Source organism: bacterium, assembly GCA_019695305.1.
GTDB lineage: Bacteria > UBA10199 > UBA10199 > UBA10199 > JAIBAG01 > JAIBAG01.
The window spans coordinates 1-18,132 of record JAIBAG010000004.1; the positions used below are offsets into that span (position 1 = coordinate 1).

The 18,132-nt window shown below is 41.2% G+C and carries 21 protein-coding genes, 1 tRNA gene and 1 other RNA gene; 10 read left to right on the forward strand and 13 right to left on the reverse strand.

Going from position 1 to position 18,132, the window contains the following annotated elements:
• Positions 1–124 precede the first annotated feature (124 nt).
• A tRNA-Ser gene (locus K1X76_03000) sits at positions 125–211 on the reverse strand.
• Positions 212–614: 403 nt separating this feature from the next.
• On the opposite strand from K1X76_03000, the gene K1X76_03005 reads away from it, so the two are divergent.
• Positions 615–1,094: a DUF4442 domain-containing protein gene (locus K1X76_03005; protein MBX7148029.1), complete on the forward strand. Its 480-nt coding sequence runs from the start codon at positions 615–617 to the stop codon at positions 1,092–1,094.
• A gap of 1 nt (position 1,095) precedes the next feature.
• Positions 1,096–1,449, forward strand: coding sequence for a DUF3147 family protein (locus K1X76_03010; GenBank protein ID MBX7148030.1), 354 nt, complete (start codon positions 1,096–1,098; stop codon positions 1,447–1,449).
• Between the two features lie 3 nt (positions 1,450–1,452).
• Here K1X76_03010 and K1X76_03015 read toward each other — a convergent pair whose 3' ends face one another.
• A complete protein-coding gene (locus tag K1X76_03015; GenBank protein MBX7148031.1) occupies positions 1,453–1,647 on the reverse strand; it encodes a hypothetical protein in 195 nt (64 codons plus the stop codon).
• A 218-nt stretch (positions 1,648–1,865) separates the two neighbouring features.
• Here K1X76_03015 and K1X76_03020 point away from each other — a divergent pair, with 218 nt between their 5' ends.
• From K1X76_03020 to dnaX, 4 genes are all read left to right on the forward strand, one after another.
• Positions 1,866–2,120 carry a hypothetical protein gene (locus K1X76_03020; protein ID MBX7148032.1) on the forward strand — a complete coding sequence of 85 codons (255 nt, stop codon included), beginning with the start codon at positions 1,866–1,868 and terminating at the stop codon, positions 2,118–2,120.
• Positions 2,121–2,125: 5 nt separating this feature from the next.
• Positions 2,126–2,374, forward strand: a complete 249-nt coding sequence (locus K1X76_03025; GenBank protein MBX7148033.1) for a hypothetical protein — start codon at positions 2,126–2,128, stop codon at positions 2,372–2,374.
• A 63-nt stretch (positions 2,375–2,437) separates the two neighbouring features.
• Positions 2,438–2,537: signal recognition particle sRNA small type (gene ffs / locus K1X76_03030), an RNA gene on the forward strand.
• Between the two features lie 167 nt (positions 2,538–2,704).
• Positions 2,705–4,348: a DNA polymerase III subunit gamma/tau gene (gene dnaX / locus K1X76_03035; protein ID MBX7148034.1), complete on the forward strand. Its 1,644-nt coding sequence runs from the start codon at positions 2,705–2,707 to the stop codon at positions 4,346–4,348.
• 26 nt (positions 4,349–4,374) lie between these two features.
• Here dnaX and K1X76_03040 read toward each other — a convergent pair whose 3' ends face one another.
• The 9 genes from K1X76_03040 to K1X76_03080 form a co-directional block, all read right to left on the reverse strand.
• A complete protein-coding gene (locus tag K1X76_03040) occupies positions 4,375–4,665 on the reverse strand; it encodes a septum formation initiator family protein (GenBank protein MBX7148035.1) in 291 nt (96 codons plus the stop codon).
• 111 nt (positions 4,666–4,776) lie between these two features.
• Entirely contained in the window at positions 4,777–5,808 is a 1,032-nt protein-coding gene (gene ruvB / locus K1X76_03045) for a Holliday junction branch migration DNA helicase RuvB (GenBank protein MBX7148036.1), read from the reverse strand.
• Positions 5,809–5,814: 6 nt separating this feature from the next.
• Positions 5,815–6,429: a Holliday junction branch migration protein RuvA gene (gene ruvA, locus K1X76_03050; GenBank protein MBX7148037.1), complete on the reverse strand. Its 615-nt coding sequence runs from the start codon at positions 6,427–6,429 to the stop codon at positions 5,815–5,817.
• Positions 6,430–6,482: 53 nt separating this feature from the next.
• Positions 6,483–7,019 carry a crossover junction endodeoxyribonuclease RuvC gene (gene ruvC, locus K1X76_03055; GenBank protein ID MBX7148038.1) on the reverse strand — a complete coding sequence of 179 codons (537 nt, stop codon included), beginning with the start codon at positions 7,017–7,019 and terminating at the stop codon, positions 6,483–6,485.
• A 33-nt stretch (positions 7,020–7,052) separates the two neighbouring features.
• Positions 7,053–7,802 carry a YebC/PmpR family DNA-binding transcriptional regulator gene (locus K1X76_03060; protein ID MBX7148039.1) on the reverse strand — a complete coding sequence of 250 codons (750 nt, stop codon included), beginning with the start codon at positions 7,800–7,802 and terminating at the stop codon, positions 7,053–7,055.
• Positions 7,803–7,817: 15 nt separating this feature from the next.
• Positions 7,818–8,018 carry a hypothetical protein gene (locus tag K1X76_03065; GenBank protein MBX7148040.1) on the reverse strand — a complete coding sequence of 67 codons (201 nt, stop codon included), beginning with the start codon at positions 8,016–8,018 and terminating at the stop codon, positions 7,818–7,820.
• Positions 8,015–8,752, reverse strand: a complete 738-nt coding sequence (locus K1X76_03070; GenBank protein ID MBX7148041.1) for a hypothetical protein — start codon at positions 8,750–8,752, stop codon at positions 8,015–8,017. The genes K1X76_03065 and K1X76_03070 overlap by 4 nt, the downstream gene beginning before the upstream one ends.
• On the reverse strand, positions 8,749–10,458 hold the full coding sequence (locus K1X76_03075) for a hypothetical protein (protein MBX7148042.1): 1,710 nt from the start codon (positions 10,456–10,458) through the stop codon (positions 8,749–8,751). The genes K1X76_03070 and K1X76_03075 overlap by 4 nt, the downstream gene beginning before the upstream one ends.
• A complete protein-coding gene (locus K1X76_03080; GenBank protein MBX7148043.1) occupies positions 10,455–11,147 on the reverse strand; it encodes a 16S rRNA (uracil(1498)-N(3))-methyltransferase in 693 nt (230 codons plus the stop codon). Before K1X76_03080 ends, K1X76_03075 begins: the two co-directional genes overlap by 4 nt.
• 64 nt (positions 11,148–11,211) lie before the next feature.
• Between K1X76_03080 and K1X76_03085 the strand changes: the two genes are divergently transcribed.
• A complete protein-coding gene (locus tag K1X76_03085) occupies positions 11,212–12,156 on the forward strand; it encodes an ROK family protein (GenBank protein ID MBX7148044.1) in 945 nt (314 codons plus the stop codon).
• On the opposite strand, the gene K1X76_03090 is transcribed toward K1X76_03085, so the two are convergent.
• Together K1X76_03090 and K1X76_03095 are read right to left on the reverse strand one after the other, a co-directional pair.
• A complete protein-coding gene (locus K1X76_03090; protein MBX7148045.1) occupies positions 12,128–13,135 on the reverse strand; it encodes a phosphate/phosphite/phosphonate ABC transporter substrate-binding protein in 1,008 nt (335 codons plus the stop codon). The genes K1X76_03085 and K1X76_03090 overlap by 29 nt on opposite strands.
• Positions 13,122–14,096 carry a GDP-mannose 4,6-dehydratase gene (locus K1X76_03095; GenBank protein MBX7148046.1) on the reverse strand — a complete coding sequence of 325 codons (975 nt, stop codon included), beginning with the start codon at positions 14,094–14,096 and terminating at the stop codon, positions 13,122–13,124. The genes K1X76_03090 and K1X76_03095 overlap by 14 nt, the downstream gene beginning before the upstream one ends.
• A 48-nt stretch (positions 14,097–14,144) precedes the next feature.
• Here K1X76_03095 and K1X76_03100 point away from each other — a divergent pair, with 48 nt between their 5' ends.
• From K1X76_03100 to K1X76_03110, 3 genes are read left to right on the forward strand one after another with little or no spacing between them, the layout of a single operon-like run.
• Positions 14,145–15,107, forward strand: coding sequence for a glycosyltransferase family 2 protein (locus K1X76_03100; protein MBX7148047.1), 963 nt, complete (start codon positions 14,145–14,147; stop codon positions 15,105–15,107).
• A gap of 27 nt (positions 15,108–15,134) precedes the next feature.
• Positions 15,135–17,027: an asparagine synthase (glutamine-hydrolyzing) gene (gene asnB / locus K1X76_03105; GenBank protein MBX7148048.1), complete on the forward strand. Its 1,893-nt coding sequence runs from the start codon at positions 15,135–15,137 to the stop codon at positions 17,025–17,027.
• Positions 17,017–18,132, forward strand: coding sequence for a hypothetical protein (locus K1X76_03110; protein MBX7148049.1), 1,116 nt, complete (start codon positions 17,017–17,019; stop codon positions 18,130–18,132). The genes asnB and K1X76_03110 overlap by 11 nt, the downstream gene beginning before the upstream one ends.

Consider the following 18,132-nt stretch of genomic DNA (forward strand, 5'->3'; position numbering starts at 1 on the left):
ATATTTTGGGGGGCAATTCTTTTAATTCCAAGAGTTTTGGCCCTTTTTCTTACAAAATCTTAAATGGTCCGGGGGCGGCGCAAGCCGCAAAATTTTTTAAAAACCCGGACCATTTAGGGTACTGCGGAGAAGGAGGGATTCGAACCCTCGGTACAGTTTCCCGTACACACGCGTTCCAGGCGTGCGCCTTAAACCACTCGGCCACCTCTCCCCTTAATATGTTAATGATCCGGGCGCTATCAGCGCACGGAGCATTTACAGATTAAGGTATTTTTTTTACCTTAATTTAAAAATCTAATAATCAAAAAAAATGCTTCTAGCAAACCACCAATTTAAGTCGCAAAGAGTGCGCCGTCTATTATAGTTCTTTCGCTTCGCGAAAGGGGCACCCGGCCTTATCTATGTTAATGATCCGGGCGCTATCAGCGCACGGAGCGTTTACAGATTAAGGTATTTTTTTTACCTTAATTTAAAAATCTAATAATCAAAAAAAATGCTCCATGCAACTTGCTGGGGCAACAGGGCTCTTAACTTTCTTTTAAACTAAAGGCAAGCGCTACCATATGGTTTTTTGAGTTGTATAGAAGGGGTTAAATGGGTAGCTTCGTATAACCATGAGCTTTTATCGCAAAATAAAACTAACTCCACAAAGAGCTAAAAGAGTTTTTAACTGGTTTCCCGTTTATCTATTCGGTCGCATTAAAACCACCTTTATTGCCAATGACTGGAAAAAAATGACAGTTGTGGTGAAAAGAAGTTTTCTTAATCAAAACTATGTGGGCACCATCTTTGGAGGTACTCTTTATGCCGCCAGTGACCCGCAATTTATGCTGATGCTGCTTTTTATTTTGGGCGAAAAAAATCATATTATTTGGGATAAAGCCACCACCATCAATTATACAAAACCGGCTACAACAGATATTACCTTTAACTTTGAAGTGACTGATGAGATGCTGGCAAAAATTAAAAGTGATTTAGACGAAACTGGCAAATCGCATCCGGTATTTAATGTGCAGGGTATTGATAAGGCAGGGGCTGTGTGTTGTGAATTGGTAAAAACATTAAGTGTAAAACTTAAACGGAAAGAGGGATAAAATGACAACGCAATCGTTTTTCTTTTTTATTTTTAAAGCGGCGTTATCGGGGGTTTTGATTGCTTTAACCAGTACTCTTGCTAAAACTTTCCCTAAATGGGCTGCGCTTCTTACGGCGCTGCCTCTTATGACTTTTTTATCCCTTATTTGGATTTACGTAGAAACAAAAGATTTAGCCCTGCTGGAATCGTACACGCGCGACGTGCTCATATGGGTAATTCCCAGCCTCATCTTTTTTGTAGCGGCTATTTATTTGTTTAAGGCCAAAGTGCCTTTTATCCTCTCGATGGGAATTTCTACGGCAGTTTTATTTGTGGGTGTGTTTATTTTTGAGAAACTTCACTTTTTGAAGTAAGTATCAGTGCTCCCCGTTAGCTTCTTGCATTTTCTTTAAGACGATCGCAATCGTTTCCGCATCAACGCCAGCTTTTTGCATTAGCCTTTTAGCTTTCTCAAAATCATCCGCATCAATGGCTTCAAAAAAGTCATCTACTTTATCAATCTCGGCGAGTCTCTCTAAAACTAGGGTGCCTTCAAAGGCTTCTTCGTTCATGGTGTGGTCCTACAATGTTCATAGCTGAGACTCAAGAGTCCGATTTTGAGACTGTCGTGAGACTCCTTTTGAAATCCATTCTTTAAATTTCAACTACTTACAAAATGGCATACTCCTTGCTTTATCTTGTACACCTGACTGTGTGCTTTTTGTATTCATTATTTTTACATAAATACTTATTTTTATTGAATTTTAATATTTAATTTGTAATACTTTTTATGGCTCTTTTGCAGGGTAAAACCGTAGTGGGTATTGATGGGAATTGGGAGCATATGTTTATTAAGCATGGTGTTACTGAGGCCGAAGTGATTTCTGTTTTTAAATCTGGAGTTTTATGGCCGCGAAAAAATAAAAAAAAGAGAAGCGCCGATTACATGGTTGAAGGGCGCGCGTTGAGTGGGAGGTTGTTAAAAATTTGTTACAGTTGGGATGATGAAAAGCCCGGATGGATTTGGGTGCACACGGCGTTTTAAAAAATATGAAAAAGAAATATACAGCCAAACAATTAAAGCAGTTAGAAAAAGAAATGAAAGATGATGCGCAGTGGGAAGAGGCGGATCACACGATTAACTTTAATGGCCCCACCAGTGTAAGATTTCCGGAAGATATTTTGAGGAAGATGCACGCTGTTGCTAAAGCCCGTAAAAAACCCATCAACCGTTTGGTGAATGAGTGGGTGAAGCCTTTTGTGGAAGGGGAATACGCTTTGTTGCAGTCGATTAAATAGCCTTTGTTTCCCCCATTCTTCTCCCTTGAATTACCCCACAAAGTTGAGTAGGCCTTTAAGGGCAGCCGGGCCCCGTGCAAGGAACAAGTTTCTAAACCCCGCCAGGTCCGGAAGGAAGCAACGGTAGGATTCTAACCCTGTGCCGCGGATCAGCCTGGCTGCATTAATTTGTTAGTTTATAGATTCGCCTGTAAGGCGGAGATAGAAACTTACAAATTAATTGTACTTGAACTTCGTTCAAGTGCTTTATGCATACACAAAGTGTTTCGAAGGAGATCCTTCGCCCTCGAAGTGGCACCCTTGTGGTGTACGCTCAGGATGACAGCAACTATGAGCTACCAAGTCTTTGCCCGCAAATACCGTCCTCAAAATTTTACCGAAGTGATCGGCCAAGACCCCGTTGTCACCACTCTTCGTAATGCTATTGAACACGATCGCCTGCATCATGCCTATCTTTTCTGCGGGGCTCGTGGAGTGGGGAAAACCTCCATGGCGCGTATTTTTGCCAAATCTCTTAATTGCGAAAAAGGACCTACTATTACCCCTTGTGGTACATGTAAAAGTTGTGAGGAAATTACCAAATCCATTTCCATGGATGTTTTGGAAATCGACGGAGCCTCCAATACCGGTGTGGATGATGTGCGTGAATTGCGTGAACAGGCAAAATATCTGCCCTCTACCGGAAAATACAAAATTTATATCATCGATGAAGTGCACATGCTCTCTACCAATGCGTTTAATGCGCTTCTCAAAATTTTGGAAGAACCGCCGGCTCATCTTTTGTTCTTTTTTGCTACAACCGAGCCGCATAAGATTCCCGTCACCATTTTATCGCGCTGTCAGCGCTTCGATTATAAACGCGTGGCTTATCCGGTGCTGGTGGGTCACCTTAAAAAGATTTTAACTGCCGAAAAAATTACCTTACCTGAAGAATCTCTTTTTCTTATCGCAAGGGCGTCCGAAGGATCGGTGCGTGATAGCTTATCGCTGATGGATCAAGTGGTGAGTTTTTGCGGCAGCAATGCAAGCCCTGATAAAATCCGTGATATGCTGGGTTTGGCCGACCGTGTAATTCTTCTCAATCTCCTCGATGGCCTGCTTAAAAAAGAGATTAATATCGTCCTCGATATTGTGAATAAAATTTATGACAAAGGTTTTGATCTCAAAATCTTGGGTGAAAATTTGCTGGAACTCTTCCGTCACTTGGCTGTTATCCGCGAAGGAGGGGAGAAGTATGTGGATTTGCCCCAGGACGAAATTGATAACTTAAAAAAGCTCTCGCAAGATTACGATACGTTCTTTTTCTTAACCCAGTTTCAGATTTTAGGAAAAGGGGTTGAAGAATTAGCCCGTTCCGATTTTCCTCGTCTTTTATTTGAAACCACACTGATTAAAATGATGCATGCGCGTGATCTTATGTCGATTGCCGAGCTTTCTCAGAAAATGGTGGCAAGCACCCCTGTTATGCCCAGTGTTCCCGGTGCTGCTACATCTACTCCTTCGCGTTTTACACCGCCTGTCTCTCAGCCAAAAGCGCAAAACGTTGCTCCAACGCAGCAAGCAGCTCAACAAAGCTCACCCCGTACTTTTGTGTGGAATGAATTTGTAGCCGAAATTATTAAAAAAGTGCCGTCACTAGGCGCTATGCTAGAACATGCACGTCCATTGGCGGTGGATGCCGAGAAAATTGACGTGGGTTTTGAAAACTCGGTTTATCTTAAAATGCTAGAATCCAAAAAGGCACAAATAGAAGATTTTATAAAAACGAACTATAAAAAGACCATCACTTTTACTCTTAAACCCATTGCAGGGACTATTGATGCCCCTCCTTCGGCGCGGGATGTGCGCGAAACTACCCAAAAAGAAAAGGAAGACGCGCTTAAAAAGAAAGCGCTCTCTAATCCCATCCTTAAAAAAGCCGAAGAATTATTGGGTGCTAAAATTGCCGAAGTACGTGTGACGAAGCACACGTGACGAAGCACACGTGAATAAAGAATAAATTACTTAATAATATACACAACCTCATCCGCATTGATGAGACCTAAGGTTTCTTTGGCCAAATGTTCTACAGCGTCAGACTCGTAGAGGCTTTTTACCTGATAACGCAAACTTAAATTTTCCTGCAAAGCGGTGTGGTTTTGGTTTTCTAAATTCCTTTTTATTTTTCCAAGCGCATGCAAATGAATGAGTCCTTTTTCGCCCGATAGCAAAAAGATAAGAAACACCACAAAAATAACTGAGGCGAGAATATAAAAAATAAGATTGAAATCTTTTTTCTCTACTAAGTGCATAAAAATACAACGCTTCCGTATTTGGAACCCTCTATCATATTTTCTTTTAGAAAATTTTTAAATAGAAAAATGACGTGTAAGTAAAAAATGTCTATTTCTTGGAAGCTTTTTTTAAAATAAAGAATCTTGATTGGTACTTTTTGCGGGCGGTTTAAATCCTAAATATTCAAAAGCACGAGGCGTGGCGGTGCGGCCACGGGGGGTACGGTTAATAAAACCTTGTTGAATAAGAAATGGTTCGTAAACATCTTCCAAAGTTTCTTTTTCTTCATTAATGCTGGCGGCAATGGCTTCAATGCCTGCCGGCCCGCCGCCAAATTTATCTATTAACGCTCTTAAAAATTTACGATCCATAGCATCAAAGCCCATGGCATCTACTTCTAATTGTTCAAGAGCGTATTGAGCAATGTTGAGGCTAATAACGCCTTTGTTTTTTACCTCGGCGTAATCACGCACGCGGCGTAATAAACGGTTGGCAATACGGGGAGTACCACGCGAGCGTTTGGCAATTTCCATGGCGCCAGTTTCTTCTATGGATACCCCTAAAATTGAGGCCGAACGGGTAATAATTTGATTTAAATCGGCGGCTTCATAAAAATCTAAACGTTCCACAATGCCAAAACGATCGCGGAGTGGTGAGGTAAGGAGGCCGGCACGCGTTGTGGCCCCTACTAAAGTAAAACGGGGGAGATCCAGCTTAATAGATTTTGCTGAAGGCCCCTGACCAATCACAATATCGAGCGTAAAATCTTCCATGGCCGGATACAGCACTTCTTCTACAATAGGGTTTAAGCGATGAATTTCGTCGATAAACAGTACAGAACCAGGTTCCAAATTGGTAAGCAAGGCTGCTAAATCGCCCGAACGTTCTATCACCGGGCCCGATGTAGATTTAAGCGGCGCGTTCATTTCGTGTGCAATAATATTGGCCAGAGAAGTTTTGCCCAAACCTGGAGGTCCGCAAAAAAGACAATGATCGAGTGCCTCACCCCTTTTTTGAGAAGCCGTAATAAATACCGATAATTTTTCTTTTAGTTTGGTCTGGCCAATATACTCGCTTAAATTTTTAGGGCGCAGGCTCACATCAAAGCGTCGGTCGTCTTCTACGGGTATTCCGGCTAAATTATTGTTGGAGCGTTCCATCGTCTTTTATAATCCCGCGTTTTGCGCCAATACTGTGAGTGATTTTTTTAGTAAATCTTCTACACGGCTTTCGGCTGTTACCGGTACCTGACCCATAACTCTTTCGGCTGTTTGACGGTTATAGCCTAAATTCATTAATGCCGATACTACTTCGTCGTAGGCGCCCCCACGGCTAGTAGCGTTAGTTACTAAGCTTAAAGCTGTTTTATCATCTGCTAAAGACATGAGCTTGTCTTTTAACTCTACAATCAAGCGTTCGGCCGTTTTTTTACCAATACCACTAATGGTTGTTAGCTTTGCAACATTCTCGGTGGTGATGGCCATGATGAGATCGGATGTGCTCATGCCGGAGAGGAGCTGCAAACCCATTTTGGGGCCAATGCCCGACACCGAAATTAGTTTTTTAAAAAGAGTTTTGTCGGAACCGGAAATAAAACCAAAAAGAGAAATGCTGCCCTCATTCATATGTGTATAAATATACAATGTGACTGGGCCAGTTTTTTGCGTAAGGAGGGGAACGGAGTTTTTAGAAACAAATACTTCATATCCCACGCCGTTTACATCTACCAAACAGCCATCTTCGGTAATGTTTTTTAATATTCCTGTAAGTTGAGCAATCATAAAAAGTACTAAAAAATATCCAGTCATACCGGCGGAGGCCGGTATCCAGTCTCCTAAAGATGGACCCCGGCCTTAGCCAGGTTGACTCCAGGAGTTTTAAGCTTTTGTTTTAAAATATCCACTAACTGATTGGTTTGCGCATGGCACAAAGCTGCAGCCAGTGCATCGCTTGCATTTTCCTCGGCTATTTCGGGCAAACCCAAGAGTGTCTTTACCATTTTTTGAACCTGCTCTTTACTGGCTCCGCCGTAACCGGTTACTGTTTGTTTAATAGAACGCGGGGCATATTCAAAAATTTGGAGCCCCATTTTATAAGCCAGCGCCAATACCACGCCACGAGCATGCCCCAGCTTTAATGTGCTGGCTACGTTTTTGGCGTAAAAGGCGGTTTCAATAGAAAGGGCTTGGGGTTTAAATTTAAGAATGAGGCGTTCTACACCATCGTAAATAGTGGCCAATTTTTCGGGCAACGTTTGTAGATTGGCACAATAAATAACACCGCATTCTACATGCAGCGATTTATTGGGCGTTTTTTCTATAAGCCCATAGCCTGTGATGCGGCTTCCTGGATCGATGCCTAGTATAATCATGCTTATTTAAAGGCATGGCACACCATGCGTTCACTATGCAATGGAATTTAAAATTTCTGCCGGAATATCAAAATTAGCGTACACGTTTTGAACGTCTTCATTGTCTTCTAGCGCCTCAATTAAAGCCAGAATTTTTTGAGCGGTTTCTTTTTCGGCAATATTTACGGTATTTTGTGGCAACATAGCTATTTCGGCAGAGGCTGGTTTTAGTTTTTTATCTTCCAAATTTTTAAGAACCGCTTCAAACTGGGTAGGGTCGCAGGTTACTTCAAAGTTATCACCTGTGTCTTTAATATCTTCGGCGCCGGCATCCAAAGCGGCTTCCATGAGCGCATCCTCGGTTAAATTTCCTTTGTCATAAATAAAAATACCCTTTTTCCCAAACATCCAGCCCACACAGCCACTATCGCCCATGTTGCCGCCCTTTTTGGAAAAAATGTTGCGCACTTCGGCTACCGTGCGTACTTTGTTATCGGTAAGGCAAGCCACAAGTACGGCTACACCCGAGGGGCCATAGCCTTCGTAGGTGATTTCTTCGTAGTTAACACCTTCAAGCTCGCCGGTGCCTTTTTTGATGGCGCGTTCAATGTTGTCGTTTGGTACGCTAATGGCGCGGGCTTTCTCTACCGAGCGGCGCAGGCGCGGGTTGCCACCAATATCACCGCCGCCCATGCGGGCTGCCACGGTAATTTCTTTAATCATTTTTCCAAAAATAGCGCCGCGCTTGGCGTCGGCAGCACCTTTTTTACGTTTAATGGTAGACCACTTCGAATGTCCTGACATGGCTGGCTTTCTAAGTTATTTTTTATTTCCTAACCACTCTTTAAACTTTTGAAACCAGGTTCTATTACTTGCTTCGGGTTCCAAATAAGTGGTTTCATCTTCAAAATCTATATTTTTTATATCCGGCGACGGCACAGGTTTGATGATATTGTCGCGTTTTTCAAGCATGGTAATTTCTTCTAAACCAAAATCGTTATTTACTTTATTTGCTTTCATAAAATACTTTTTCTTAAGGCCGGATTATCGCGCAGGGCTTTTAGCCGTGCCGGATAATTGGTAATAATGGCCGCTACATCCATATTTAACCAGTCTACCATGGCTTTTTCACGGTTTACTGTCCATAGCCATATGTCCTTGCCGAATTTCCGGTATTTATCAAGGCGTTTTTCGTTACACCAGGCATGGTCTAAATTAATACTTTTAGCGTGGCTTAACCTGATAAAAAAGGAACGTTTGTTCCAAAAATCCATAGGCGAAACCAGATATCCTGTTTTTAAGCGAGGGGCTTTGCGCTCCATGCGGTACAAATTAAAAGGATTAAATGAAGAGACGTAAACTTGATCCCATACAGCGTGTTTATCTATTAAATGAATAAGAGAGTCTTCAATACCATCGGTAAAAAAACCGGTAGATTTAATTTCGATATTGATTACCTGAAATCTGTTTTTAAAAGTCCCCAAAAAATCATCTAATAAAGGTATTTTTTCTCCTTCACCAAAATCAAGTTCTCTTAGTTCGTTATAGGTAGAGCGTCTTACTTCTTTTTTAATACCTGTTAATCTTTCGGTATGTTCATCGTGGGTAATCACTACTTTTTTATCGGCTGTTAAAAAAACATCCATTTCCACACCGTCGGCCTGTTGGTGAACGGCAATTTCAAACGCCTTCATGGTGTTTTCGGGAGCTTCTCCCGAGGCACCGCGATGGGCAATAACATAGGGTAGGTTCATAAGCGCATAAAAGCCTTATAGGCCTTTTTAATAGCAGGACTCATTGTTGTAGAAATTTCTAGTTTTGACGGAAAATTTTTACGATTGTCTAACGAAATGACAGCTTCGTGCAATTTATCGCGGCGTGCAAATAAAACACGCGCACTGTTTTTGCTTAAATGTTTGTCTATTTGATCGGCATTTTGAATGAATTGCCCGTTAATACCAATTAAAATGTCTTTAGCCTGCAAAGGACTGTTATAAGCCGGAGAGTCTTCTTGGATAATGCGTATACCCAGTAAGTTGCCTATATTTTCGGTAAGCAAGCCCAGGTAATATTTGGAGCCTTCTTTTTTGGGTAATAATTTTACGCCAATGTCGGCAAATATTTTTTGCCAATTGATAGCAGTGGTACCATCCACGTAATTTTTTAAAAAATTGTTGATGTTCACCACTTTTAATTTATGCAGACTTTCAATAAATTCTTCACGGGTAAAGCCTAAGGATGGACGCTTTTTGTACAATTTGTAAAGTTCGCGCATTACATCATCCAAAGATTTTTTGCCTCCCGATTTTTTAAGCAATAAAGTATCAAGCATAAGCCCAATAAAACTGCCTTTTATATAGTAACTCACTACTGTGTTATGAGTATTTTCGTTGGGGCGGTAATATTTAATCCAGGCGTCAAAGCTGGAGTCTGATAATGAATGAGTTTGGCTTGCTTTGTTAGAGAGAAGGCGCGTTAAATTATCGGCCAAAATTTCAAAATATTCTTTGGGGGTTAGTAATCCCGCGCGTAACATGGTGTGATCGTCATAAAAACTGGTAATGCCCTCGGCAATCCATAAATCGTGCGTATAATTTTCGCGCATGTAATCAAAAGGGCCAAGGCTGCGCGGGCGTATACGCTTTACATTCCATAAATGAAAATGTTCGTGCGACAGGAGCCCTAACAGACGTTTATATTCTTTATTATCGTCAATACGAGAGCCATCGTAAATATTGGTAGACGAAAAGGAGTGCTCGAGTCCGCCATAACTGTCTTTAATAGATAAAATTTGAAACAAATAATGCGGGCAGGGGTTTTCGCCAAAAATCTTTTTCTGCACAATCACAATTTTTTTAACATCTTCGGCAATTTGTTTGGTTTTTCCGCAAAAGTTTCCAAAAAAAGCGAGAGTGTATTTGGTGCCCGGAATTGAAAATTTTTCAAACACCAAATGTGGAGAGGCAAGAAGTGGTGTATCGTAAACTTCGTCAAAATGCTCAAACGAGCAAGTGTTTTTGCCGCTTTTGCCAATGGCTACTTTCCAATGTGGTGGAGTTTTAACGGTTAGTGTAACAGGCGTCGATAGTTTTCCGTCTGGGTAAAACAGGGCCGCTACCAAATGAGCAAAAACCATTTCATGATCGGCATATACTCCGCGAACGTTTAAATCGTTGGCGTATACGCGGTAGTTTAGTTTTATGGTTTTAGATTTTTTAAGTACAATTTCCCATTGCGATTTATTTATTTTAGAGTGGGGCAAACTTTTTCCCTGTTCGTTAACTACCGATAACTGATCAACGGCGCTTTGATACTCGCGTATTAGATAACTGCCGGGCGACCATGTAGGGAAATTTAAAATTAATTTTTCATCTAAGTCTGCACCCAAATGCAGAGTGTACGATACCCATAAGTATTTGGTATGAGGTTTAGTGATATCGAGCGTGATGGCTATTTTCATGTCAATTTTCCTTGTGCAAGACTTGCTGCATACATGGCGCAAGTTTCGGCCCGCAGCATTAATCCTCCGGCCTGAGTCGAAATAAAACCTTGGGTTTTCATCAAGAGGAGCTCGGTTTTATCCCATCCCCCTTCGGGGCCTATCCATAAGTGGTAGGGGGGCTTATTTTCATTTAAGGCTTGTTCCAGTGAAAGCCCCGTTTCGGTTTCGTTTAAAACAATATTTACTCCCTCAGTGGATAAGTTTACAAGTTTTTCAAGTACTTGGGGAGCGTTTATTTTAAGGGGCTGAAGCCTGCCGCATTGCTTTTGAGACTCACTCGCTAAGTTTAAAAGCCTCTCCCATTTATTGGGTTTTATCTCACGGGCAACAGTATTTTTTGAAATTACCCAGGTGAGGGACGTGGCATTGAGTTCTACGGCCTTTTCTAGCACCCATTCACACATCTCACCTTTTAAAAGGCCCATATAAAGATGATAGGGTAAGGGGGCTGGCGGAGGGGTGAGCTCTTCCGCAATTGTAAAAATTTTGTTGTGATAAGTAACAAGGTAAAGTTTACCCGCAGGTGTAGCAATTTTAATTTTCTCGCCATTTTTAATGCGCAGTACTTTTTCTAAATGGTGGAGACTAGTTTTATCGAGCTCAAGGGTGCCGGCATTGACTTCGTGTGTGGAAAAAAAAGTATGCATGAGGGGACTATACTAAGTCAAAAATCATTAGGGACATAGGAGAAAATGCACTAGTATCACATCCATGTCACTTATAGGCGTTTTTGATGTTGGTGGTACCCATACGCGAGCTGGTGTGGTTAAAGGGAAAAAACTCCTTTTTTCATTTAAAGAAATTACCCCGCGCGAGAGGGGCATGGAGGACACTGTTGATTTTTTAGCGGGGATGGTACGCCAACTTGAAGAAAAAGTTAAAAAGAAGATCCCTGTTTTAAGCATGGGAATTCCGGGAATTGTTTCTCCTAAAAAAGGCATGGTGTATGCGTCGCCTCATTATCCTCAGTGGCAGAATTTTAAACTGGTTCAAAAATTAAAAGCCAAGACCAAAAAGAAAATTATTATCGATAACGATGCCCATATGATTGCCTATGGCGAGCGTATTGTTGGGGCTGCCAAAAATTGGGATACCTTTTTGTTATTAACCTTAGGGACGGGTATTGGTGGGGCCATCATGATTAACAATAAAGTGTTTCAGGGTACTCAGGGTTTTGCAGGAGAGTTTGGGCATTTGGTAATTAATCCGGAAGGCCCTTTATGCGGTTGTGGCGGGCAAGGATGTTTAGAAACGTATGCCTCCGGAAGTGGACTTATACGCATGGTTGAAGAAGCAGCTCTCGATTATGAACATCCGCATGCCCATGCTTTGCAAGCATTGTTGCGCGATGGCCCTTCTGAAATTGTGAAAAATTTATCGGTGCTGGCTAGCCAGGGTAATGTGCTGGCACGCGATTTGTTTGGACAGTTTGGTTATTATTTGGGGATGGGGCTCAGTTCTATTATTAATATTACGGGTATTCAAAATATTGTGCTTGGCGGTGGTATTATTAAATCTTCCGCGTTATTTATGCCGCATGTGATGCAGGAATTAAAGAAGAGACTTTATCAAAAAACAGCCGAGGGTGTGGTAATTAAACAAGCAAAATTGGGTGATAAAGCGGGCCTTATTGGGGCGTGGGTTGCGGCTCGGTAGTGTCTGTTACTAAAATTTTCTTATACTGTTCTGCATTGGTAGTTACAAATCCTTGTAATCGTAAACTGCTTAAAATATCTACTCCCTTAGGATCTAGCGATAAAGCTTGTAAGGCCTGCACTATTTTCTCACGTTTACCTACAAGCGGTTTTAAAAATACAAACGGCGCTTGTGGAAAGGCTTTGGTAACGGTGATATTTTTTAAATTTTCTTTCCACGAAAGATTGAGTTTGGAATAAGCGTTATATTCAAACGGATCCATTAAAAAAGCACCGCTTCCAGGAGCTGTAGCTAATTTTTTAAGAAGAGCAATACTTTCATGGGTGGTTTCCCTTTTGGTATTTGTGTCTGGAAGCATAATTTTAAGGAGGGACGGTGGTATAAAAGCCGAAGTATATACGGTTTTTATTGTTTCGGTTTTATCTTCTTTGTTTCCCACTAAAGTATAGGCTGCCGGGTTGGGTGTGCCTTTAAGTTGTGTTTCCAGTGCTACTTCCATAAGAACAATTTTTTTATTGGCTGCATAAAACCCCAAGCTCACAACGGCCATATCGGCGGTTTTGGATTCTTCCAAAGCCTTGGCTTGGTCGGTTACATAATGCCCCTCAATTATTAAACCTGTTTTTTCTTTTAAAAATTCAAAAAGAGCATCCAAAATGGGTTGAGCTTCCTCCGGTGTTCCCTCGCCATCGGGATAGAGAAAGAGGAATCCCAAATTCTTTTTAACCGGTTCGGGAGGCGGGGCTACAGCTATAGGAGGGGCAGCTAAAGGTTCTGGTGCCGGAGGTAGGGCTTCTTCGGTATTTTTCTTTTTAGTTTTTTTTGGTTTTTCCTGTTTTGTCTCAGCATCTGTATTTGCCGATTTTTCAGAAGCTTGAGCCTCTTTATCTTTCTTTTTAGCCCAAGCTACAGAGGCGGTTGCCAGTGATAGGCAACAGAAGATGAGAAGAATAAAATAAAAAATTTTATTTGGTTTCATACCATTTAATAAATTTCTCTATACCCCTTTTTATGGGGGTTTGAGGATTATAGCCCAGAATTTTTTTGCTTTTAGAGATATCGGCAAAGGTAATAGGTACATCGCCCGGTTGTGCCGGATGAAATTCTTTTACAAATTTTTTGCCCGATGTTTGTTCAATTAAATCAATTAATTCCAGTACGCTGGTGGTGGCCGATTCGCCCAGGTTAAAAATATCGTAAGCTGGAGTTTTTTGATTTAAACACCAATCCATACTTTTTACCACGCCATCAATAATATCGTCTACATAGGTAAAGTCTCGTTTAAAACTCCCGTCTCCAAAAATGGGGATGGGCTTACCAGTGTATAACAAATCGGTGAACTTGCGGATGGCTAAATCGGGACGTTGACGTGGGCCATACACGGTAAAAAAACGGAGGCAGGCTGTATTGATGTTGTAGAGCTTATGATAGGTATACAAGCATAATTCATTGGCACGTTTTGTATAAGCATAGGGTGAAAACGTAAGGTTAATGGGGTCGTCTTCGCTGAAAGGTACTTTGGTGTTAAGGCCATAAACCGAAGAAGAGGAGCCAAAAACAAAGTTTTTAACTCCATGTTTTTTTACAGCTTCAATCAGTTGAAGTGTGCCTAGGCAATTTACTTTTTCATAGAGCACAGGATCCTGAATAGAAGGGCGCACGCCTGCCATGGCGGCTAAATGGACTACCGCATCAATTTTTTCGGTGCTAAAAATAGTGTCGAGCATGTCGGTATCGTTGATATCGCCGCTATAACACTGAAAATAAGCTCCGTTTTGCTCGGCTGTTTTTTGGATGTCTGCCAGGTTCTGACGTTTAAGGGCCGGGTCATAAAAAGTATTAAAATTATCGATCCCTAAAACCCTGTGTTTGGCCTTAAGAAGCGCTTCGGATAGATGAGAGCCAATGAAGCCAGCCGCTCCTGTAATAAGAATATTCATTTGTTTAAACTTCTAGCAAAGCAAAAAAGGTTTTGCTAGGTTAAAAAAATGTCCGAAAAACTTTATGACATCTCGATTATTGTTCCTTTTTTTAATGAAGAAGAAAATATTGTCGATTTGTACAACAATGTAAATGCCGTTGTTCCTCATATGGGACTTTCCTACGAAATTATATTGGTGGATGACGGTTCTACCGATAGTAGTTTTGAGCTTATCAGTGCTGTTGCTGCTAAAGATTCCCATTTAAAGCTTATTCGTTTTACCCGTAATTTTGGTCAGACGGCTGCCATGGCAGCTGGTTTTAGAGAAGCACGGGGTAAAGTTTATATTACGCTTGATGCCGATAATCAGAACGACCCGCGTGATATCCCAAAACTTCTCGAAAAAATGAAAGAGGGGTATGGAGTAGTTAGTGGTTGGCGGCGTGACAGAAAAGACACCTTTATAACACGCAAGTTGCCTTCATGGTTTGCTAATTGGATGATTTCTAAAGTAACTCGTGTGCATCTCAAAGATTACGGGTGTACACTGAAAGCTTATGATGCGCGTTACATCGATCAATTCAATCTTTACGGTGAAATGCATCGGTTTATTCCGGCTTATGCCAAGTTAGCTGGTGCCAAAATTACCGAAGTTCCGGTCAATCACCTGCCGCGTACCAAGGGTTATTCCAAATATGGCCTGTCACGTGTTTTTAAAGTGATGCTTGATTTAATGACGGTAAAATTTTTGGGCTCGTTTGCTACCAAGCCGCTTTATCTTTTTGGTGGTTTTGGCTTTACGCTTAATACCGTTGCCTTTTTACTAGCTGCCTTTGTGTTGTACGAAAAATTCTTTTTAGGTGTGTATGCCCACAAAAATCCGTTGTTACTTTTGTGCGTGTTTTTATCTCTTGTGGGGATAATTTCTATTATGATGGGGCTTATTGCCGAGTTGCTTATGCGCACCTATCACGAATCGCAGGGAAAAACCATTTACATTATTCAGGATAAAGTAAATTTTCATCATTAGGCATTTTTGTAGAAGGTACTGATTGTCATGTGCGGCATATCCGGCATTTTCCATTTTAGTCCTACTCCCGTAAGTCGGGAGATTTTGCAAAATATTAACCGAAAATTAACGCATAGAGGGCCTGATAATGAAGGTTATTATTTAAGCAATAATATCGGGCTTGGGCACAGAAGGCTTTCCATTATTGATTTGGCGGGTGGAGTACAGCCCATGACAACCCCGGATGGGCGTTACACTCTTGTTTTTAACGGTGAGATATATAATTTTAACGACATTAAGCTTAAGCTTGAAAGGGAAGGTGTAGTTTTTAAAACGCATTCCGATACCGAGGTTCTGCTTTATTTATACGCGCTTAAAAAAGAAAAGTGTTTGGAAGATTTAAACGGCATGTTTAGTTTTGCCGTGTGGGATAATAGTGATCAAAAATTATTTATTGCCCGCGATCGTTTTGGAAAAAAACCTCTGTATTATTTTAAAAACGCAGCTTGTTTGGTGTTTGCTTCCGAAATTAAGGCGCTTTTAAGTCATCCCTTTGTTTCAAAAGAAATTGATCCGCAAGCCGTGGCGCACTATTTTCAGTACGAATATGTGCCGGCACCTCTCTCTATTTTTAAGAGTATCCGTAAATTACCGCACGCCCATTATTTAACAGCTTCTTGCGATAAAATTGACATTCAGCGGTATTGGGACATCCCTCTTTGCGATCAAAAACTAGATATAAGCGAAGACGAGGCTGTTTCAAAAATTGATGCTTTGCTCGACAGTGCCACCGAGAGACGCATGATAAGCGATGTTCCTTTGGGTGTTTTTTTATCGGGTGGAGTTGATTCGTCGTCTCTTGTGGCGCTTATGGCGCGCCACCGTTCGGGGCGTGATATTAAAACATTTTCTATTAATTTTAATGAAAAATCTTTTGATGAGTCTTCACATTCCGACCTTGTTGCCAAAACATTTTCTACCGATCATCATGCGCAGGTTTTGGATCCGCAAACCATGATTGCCATTTTACCCGAGATAGCGGCTTTTATGGATGAGCCTTTTGCCGATTATTCTATTATTCCCACTTATTTATTATCGCGCTTTACGCGTCAATATGTGACGGTAGCTTTGGGTGGTGACGGCAGTGATGAGATTTTTGCCGGCTATCCCACATTTTATGCGGGTCTTATGGCAACGCGTTTTCAAAAATTTCCTCAAATTATAAAAACAGGCATACAAAAGGCTATAAATTTACTTCCTGTGTCTGATAAAGATATGAGTTTTGAGTTTAAGATAAAACAGTTTTTATACGGAGCCTCTTATCCTCCGGTGTTGCGTAATCAGGTTTGGCTGGGAGCATTAAACGAAAATGAAATGAAAACATTTTTTACACCATCTTTTTTAGCGCAAACGCAATTAGCCCAGGTAGGCCCCTTAAATATTATTGCCGAAGCCCTCAAGGCTTGTAAAAGCCACAATGTAGCCGACCAGATGCTGTATTTTTATCAAAAATTTTATTTAACCGATGATATTTTGGTAAAAACTGATCGTGCTTCTATGGCACATTCTCTTGAAGTGCGCGCGCCATTTTTAGATATTAAACTGGTAAATTTTGTATCGCAACTTCCCTATACTCTTAAATCTAAAGGCCAAGCCACAAAATATATCCTTAAAAAAACAGTGCAAAAATTTTTGCCAAGTCAAATTGTGTATCGGCCTAAAAAAGGTTTTGGAATTCCCATTGCCCGTTGGCTTAAGTACGAGCTTAAAGAAACTATGCTAGATGTTTTAAATCCTCAAAAAATTGATAAGGCCGGTATTTTTAACCCGCACGCTATTACTAGGCTAGTACAAGAACATTTGCAGGGTAAAAAAAATAATAGGAAGGTTCTTTTTAGTCTTCTTATGTTTGAAAAATGGCGGGAGCATTATGCTTCGTAATTTTTTCATTCTTTTTTTTCTTGCTTGTTCTGTGTGTGCTTGGGCTGATGAGTCTACTGTGTTCAACACTTTCTCAGTTTCTGCCGGCCAGGATAGGGGTGAGGCTGTTGGGATTGATGGCAAGGGGCGTGTGGTGGTGGGGGTTACAGCCAATGCCACAGCCCGATCTGTTTTGGCATTTAAGCGTTTTAATAAAACTGGAGAAACGGATTTTTCCTTTGGGAAAAAAGGTGTGGTTAAACTTAATTTACCTGCTCGGATATACGGGTTGATTGTACACCACGATGGGTCATTTATAGCCGCAGGTACAATGGGAAAAAGGGGCGCTCGTGATCTGTTAATTTTATATTTTGCCTCGGATGGCCAGTTACAAAATCAGTGGGTGTTTAACTTGGGCGGAGAGGATGAAATTCATTATTTGGCCCAGAGTCAAGAGGGGCGCCTCTATTTTAGCGGTTTTTCGCAACAGCCAGCGGGTGCCAAGGCTTTTGTGGGTGCCATGAATATAAAAGGAAATATCGATAAGAGTTTTGGAGATGAGGGCTTTGTTTTTTTAAACCGCTCTGCCAACGATCGTTTTTTTGGATTAACGATAGATGATCATGGCCGTTTGCTTGCTTCTGGTAGTTTTTTAAACCCACAAGGGGATATTGATATGATGGTGGCCCGGTTTACGGTTATAGGAAAGCCAGATGGGTTTTTTACTACTCATTTAGGTGACGGCCCCGACTATGCCGCCGCCGTGATGACGTTAAAGGACGAAGTAGTGGTAACAGGTTATACTTCCGTTACTCATGGACTTCGCCTTTTTTTCGTAAAATGGCATGAACAAGGTCAATTGCTAGAAGCCCCTTTTCTTTTTGATGCGGGCTCTAATGGGCATGCTTTAAGTGTTGTGGATAATCACTGGGTAGCGGCGGGAGAAAAAGAGGGCGCGCCTCTTTTAATAAAGTTTGGCACAACACAAAAATATCAAGCATGGGAAGGTAAAAAGGAAAATATATATATTCATGCCATGAGTTGTGAAAACCAAGATTGTTATTTGGTAGGAAATAAAGATGATAAAGCGTTGTTGACGAAGATCAGCCTTTCCTTTACATTTTAG

Excerpts from the sequence above, each read along its gene's own strand:
- K1X76_03110 (MBX7148049.1), top strand. The coding sequence starts at position 17,017 with ATGCTTCGTAATTTTTTCATTCTTTTTTTTCTTGCTTGTTCTGTGTGT.
- K1X76_03025 (MBX7148033.1), top strand. The coding sequence starts at position 2,126 with ATGAAAAAGAAATATACAGCCAAACAATTAAAGCAGTTAGAAAAAGAA.
- K1X76_03065 (MBX7148040.1), bottom strand. The coding sequence starts at position 8,018 with ATGAAAGCAAATAAAGTAAATAACGATTTTGGTTTAGAAGAAATTACC.
- K1X76_03010 (MBX7148030.1), top strand. The coding sequence starts at position 1,096 with ATGACAACGCAATCGTTTTTCTTTTTTATTTTTAAAGCGGCGTTATCG.
- K1X76_03080 (MBX7148043.1), bottom strand. The coding sequence starts at position 11,147 with ATGCATACTTTTTTTTCCACACACGAAGTCAATGCCGGCACCCTTGAG.
- asnB (MBX7148048.1), top strand. The coding sequence starts at position 15,135 with ATGTGCGGCATATCCGGCATTTTCCATTTTAGTCCTACTCCCGTAAGT.
- ruvA (MBX7148037.1), bottom strand. The coding sequence starts at position 6,429 with ATGATTGCTCAACTTACAGGAATATTAAAAAACATTACCGAAGATGGC.
- K1X76_03040 (MBX7148035.1), bottom strand. The coding sequence starts at position 4,665 with ATGCACTTAGTAGAGAAAAAAGATTTCAATCTTATTTTTTATATTCTC.
- K1X76_03075 (MBX7148042.1), bottom strand. The coding sequence starts at position 10,458 with ATGAAAATAGCCATCACGCTCGATATCACTAAACCTCATACCAAATAC.
- K1X76_03090 (MBX7148045.1), bottom strand. The coding sequence starts at position 13,135 with ATGAAACCAAATAAAATTTTTTATTTTATTCTTCTCATCTTCTGTTGC.
- K1X76_03070 (MBX7148041.1), bottom strand. The coding sequence starts at position 8,752 with ATGAACCTACCCTATGTTATTGCCCATCGCGGTGCCTCGGGAGAAGCT.
- K1X76_03005 (MBX7148029.1), top strand. The coding sequence starts at position 615 with ATGAGCTTTTATCGCAAAATAAAACTAACTCCACAAAGAGCTAAAAGA.
- K1X76_03095 (MBX7148046.1), bottom strand. The coding sequence starts at position 14,096 with ATGAATATTCTTATTACAGGAGCGGCTGGCTTCATTGGCTCTCATCTA.
- ruvC (MBX7148038.1), bottom strand. The coding sequence starts at position 7,019 with ATGATTATACTAGGCATCGATCCAGGAAGCCGCATCACAGGCTATGGG.
- K1X76_03085 (MBX7148044.1), top strand. The coding sequence starts at position 11,212 with ATGTCACTTATAGGCGTTTTTGATGTTGGTGGTACCCATACGCGAGCT.
- K1X76_03100 (MBX7148047.1), top strand. The coding sequence starts at position 14,145 with ATGTCCGAAAAACTTTATGACATCTCGATTATTGTTCCTTTTTTTAAT.
- dnaX (MBX7148034.1), top strand. The coding sequence starts at position 2,705 with ATGAGCTACCAAGTCTTTGCCCGCAAATACCGTCCTCAAAATTTTACC.
- K1X76_03060 (MBX7148039.1), bottom strand. The coding sequence starts at position 7,802 with ATGTCAGGACATTCGAAGTGGTCTACCATTAAACGTAAAAAAGGTGCT.
- ruvB (MBX7148036.1), bottom strand. The coding sequence starts at position 5,808 with ATGGAACGCTCCAACAATAATTTAGCCGGAATACCCGTAGAAGACGAC.
- K1X76_03020 (MBX7148032.1), top strand. The coding sequence starts at position 1,866 with ATGGCTCTTTTGCAGGGTAAAACCGTAGTGGGTATTGATGGGAATTGG.
- K1X76_03015 (MBX7148031.1), bottom strand. The coding sequence starts at position 1,647 with ATGAACGAAGAAGCCTTTGAAGGCACCCTAGTTTTAGAGAGACTCGCC.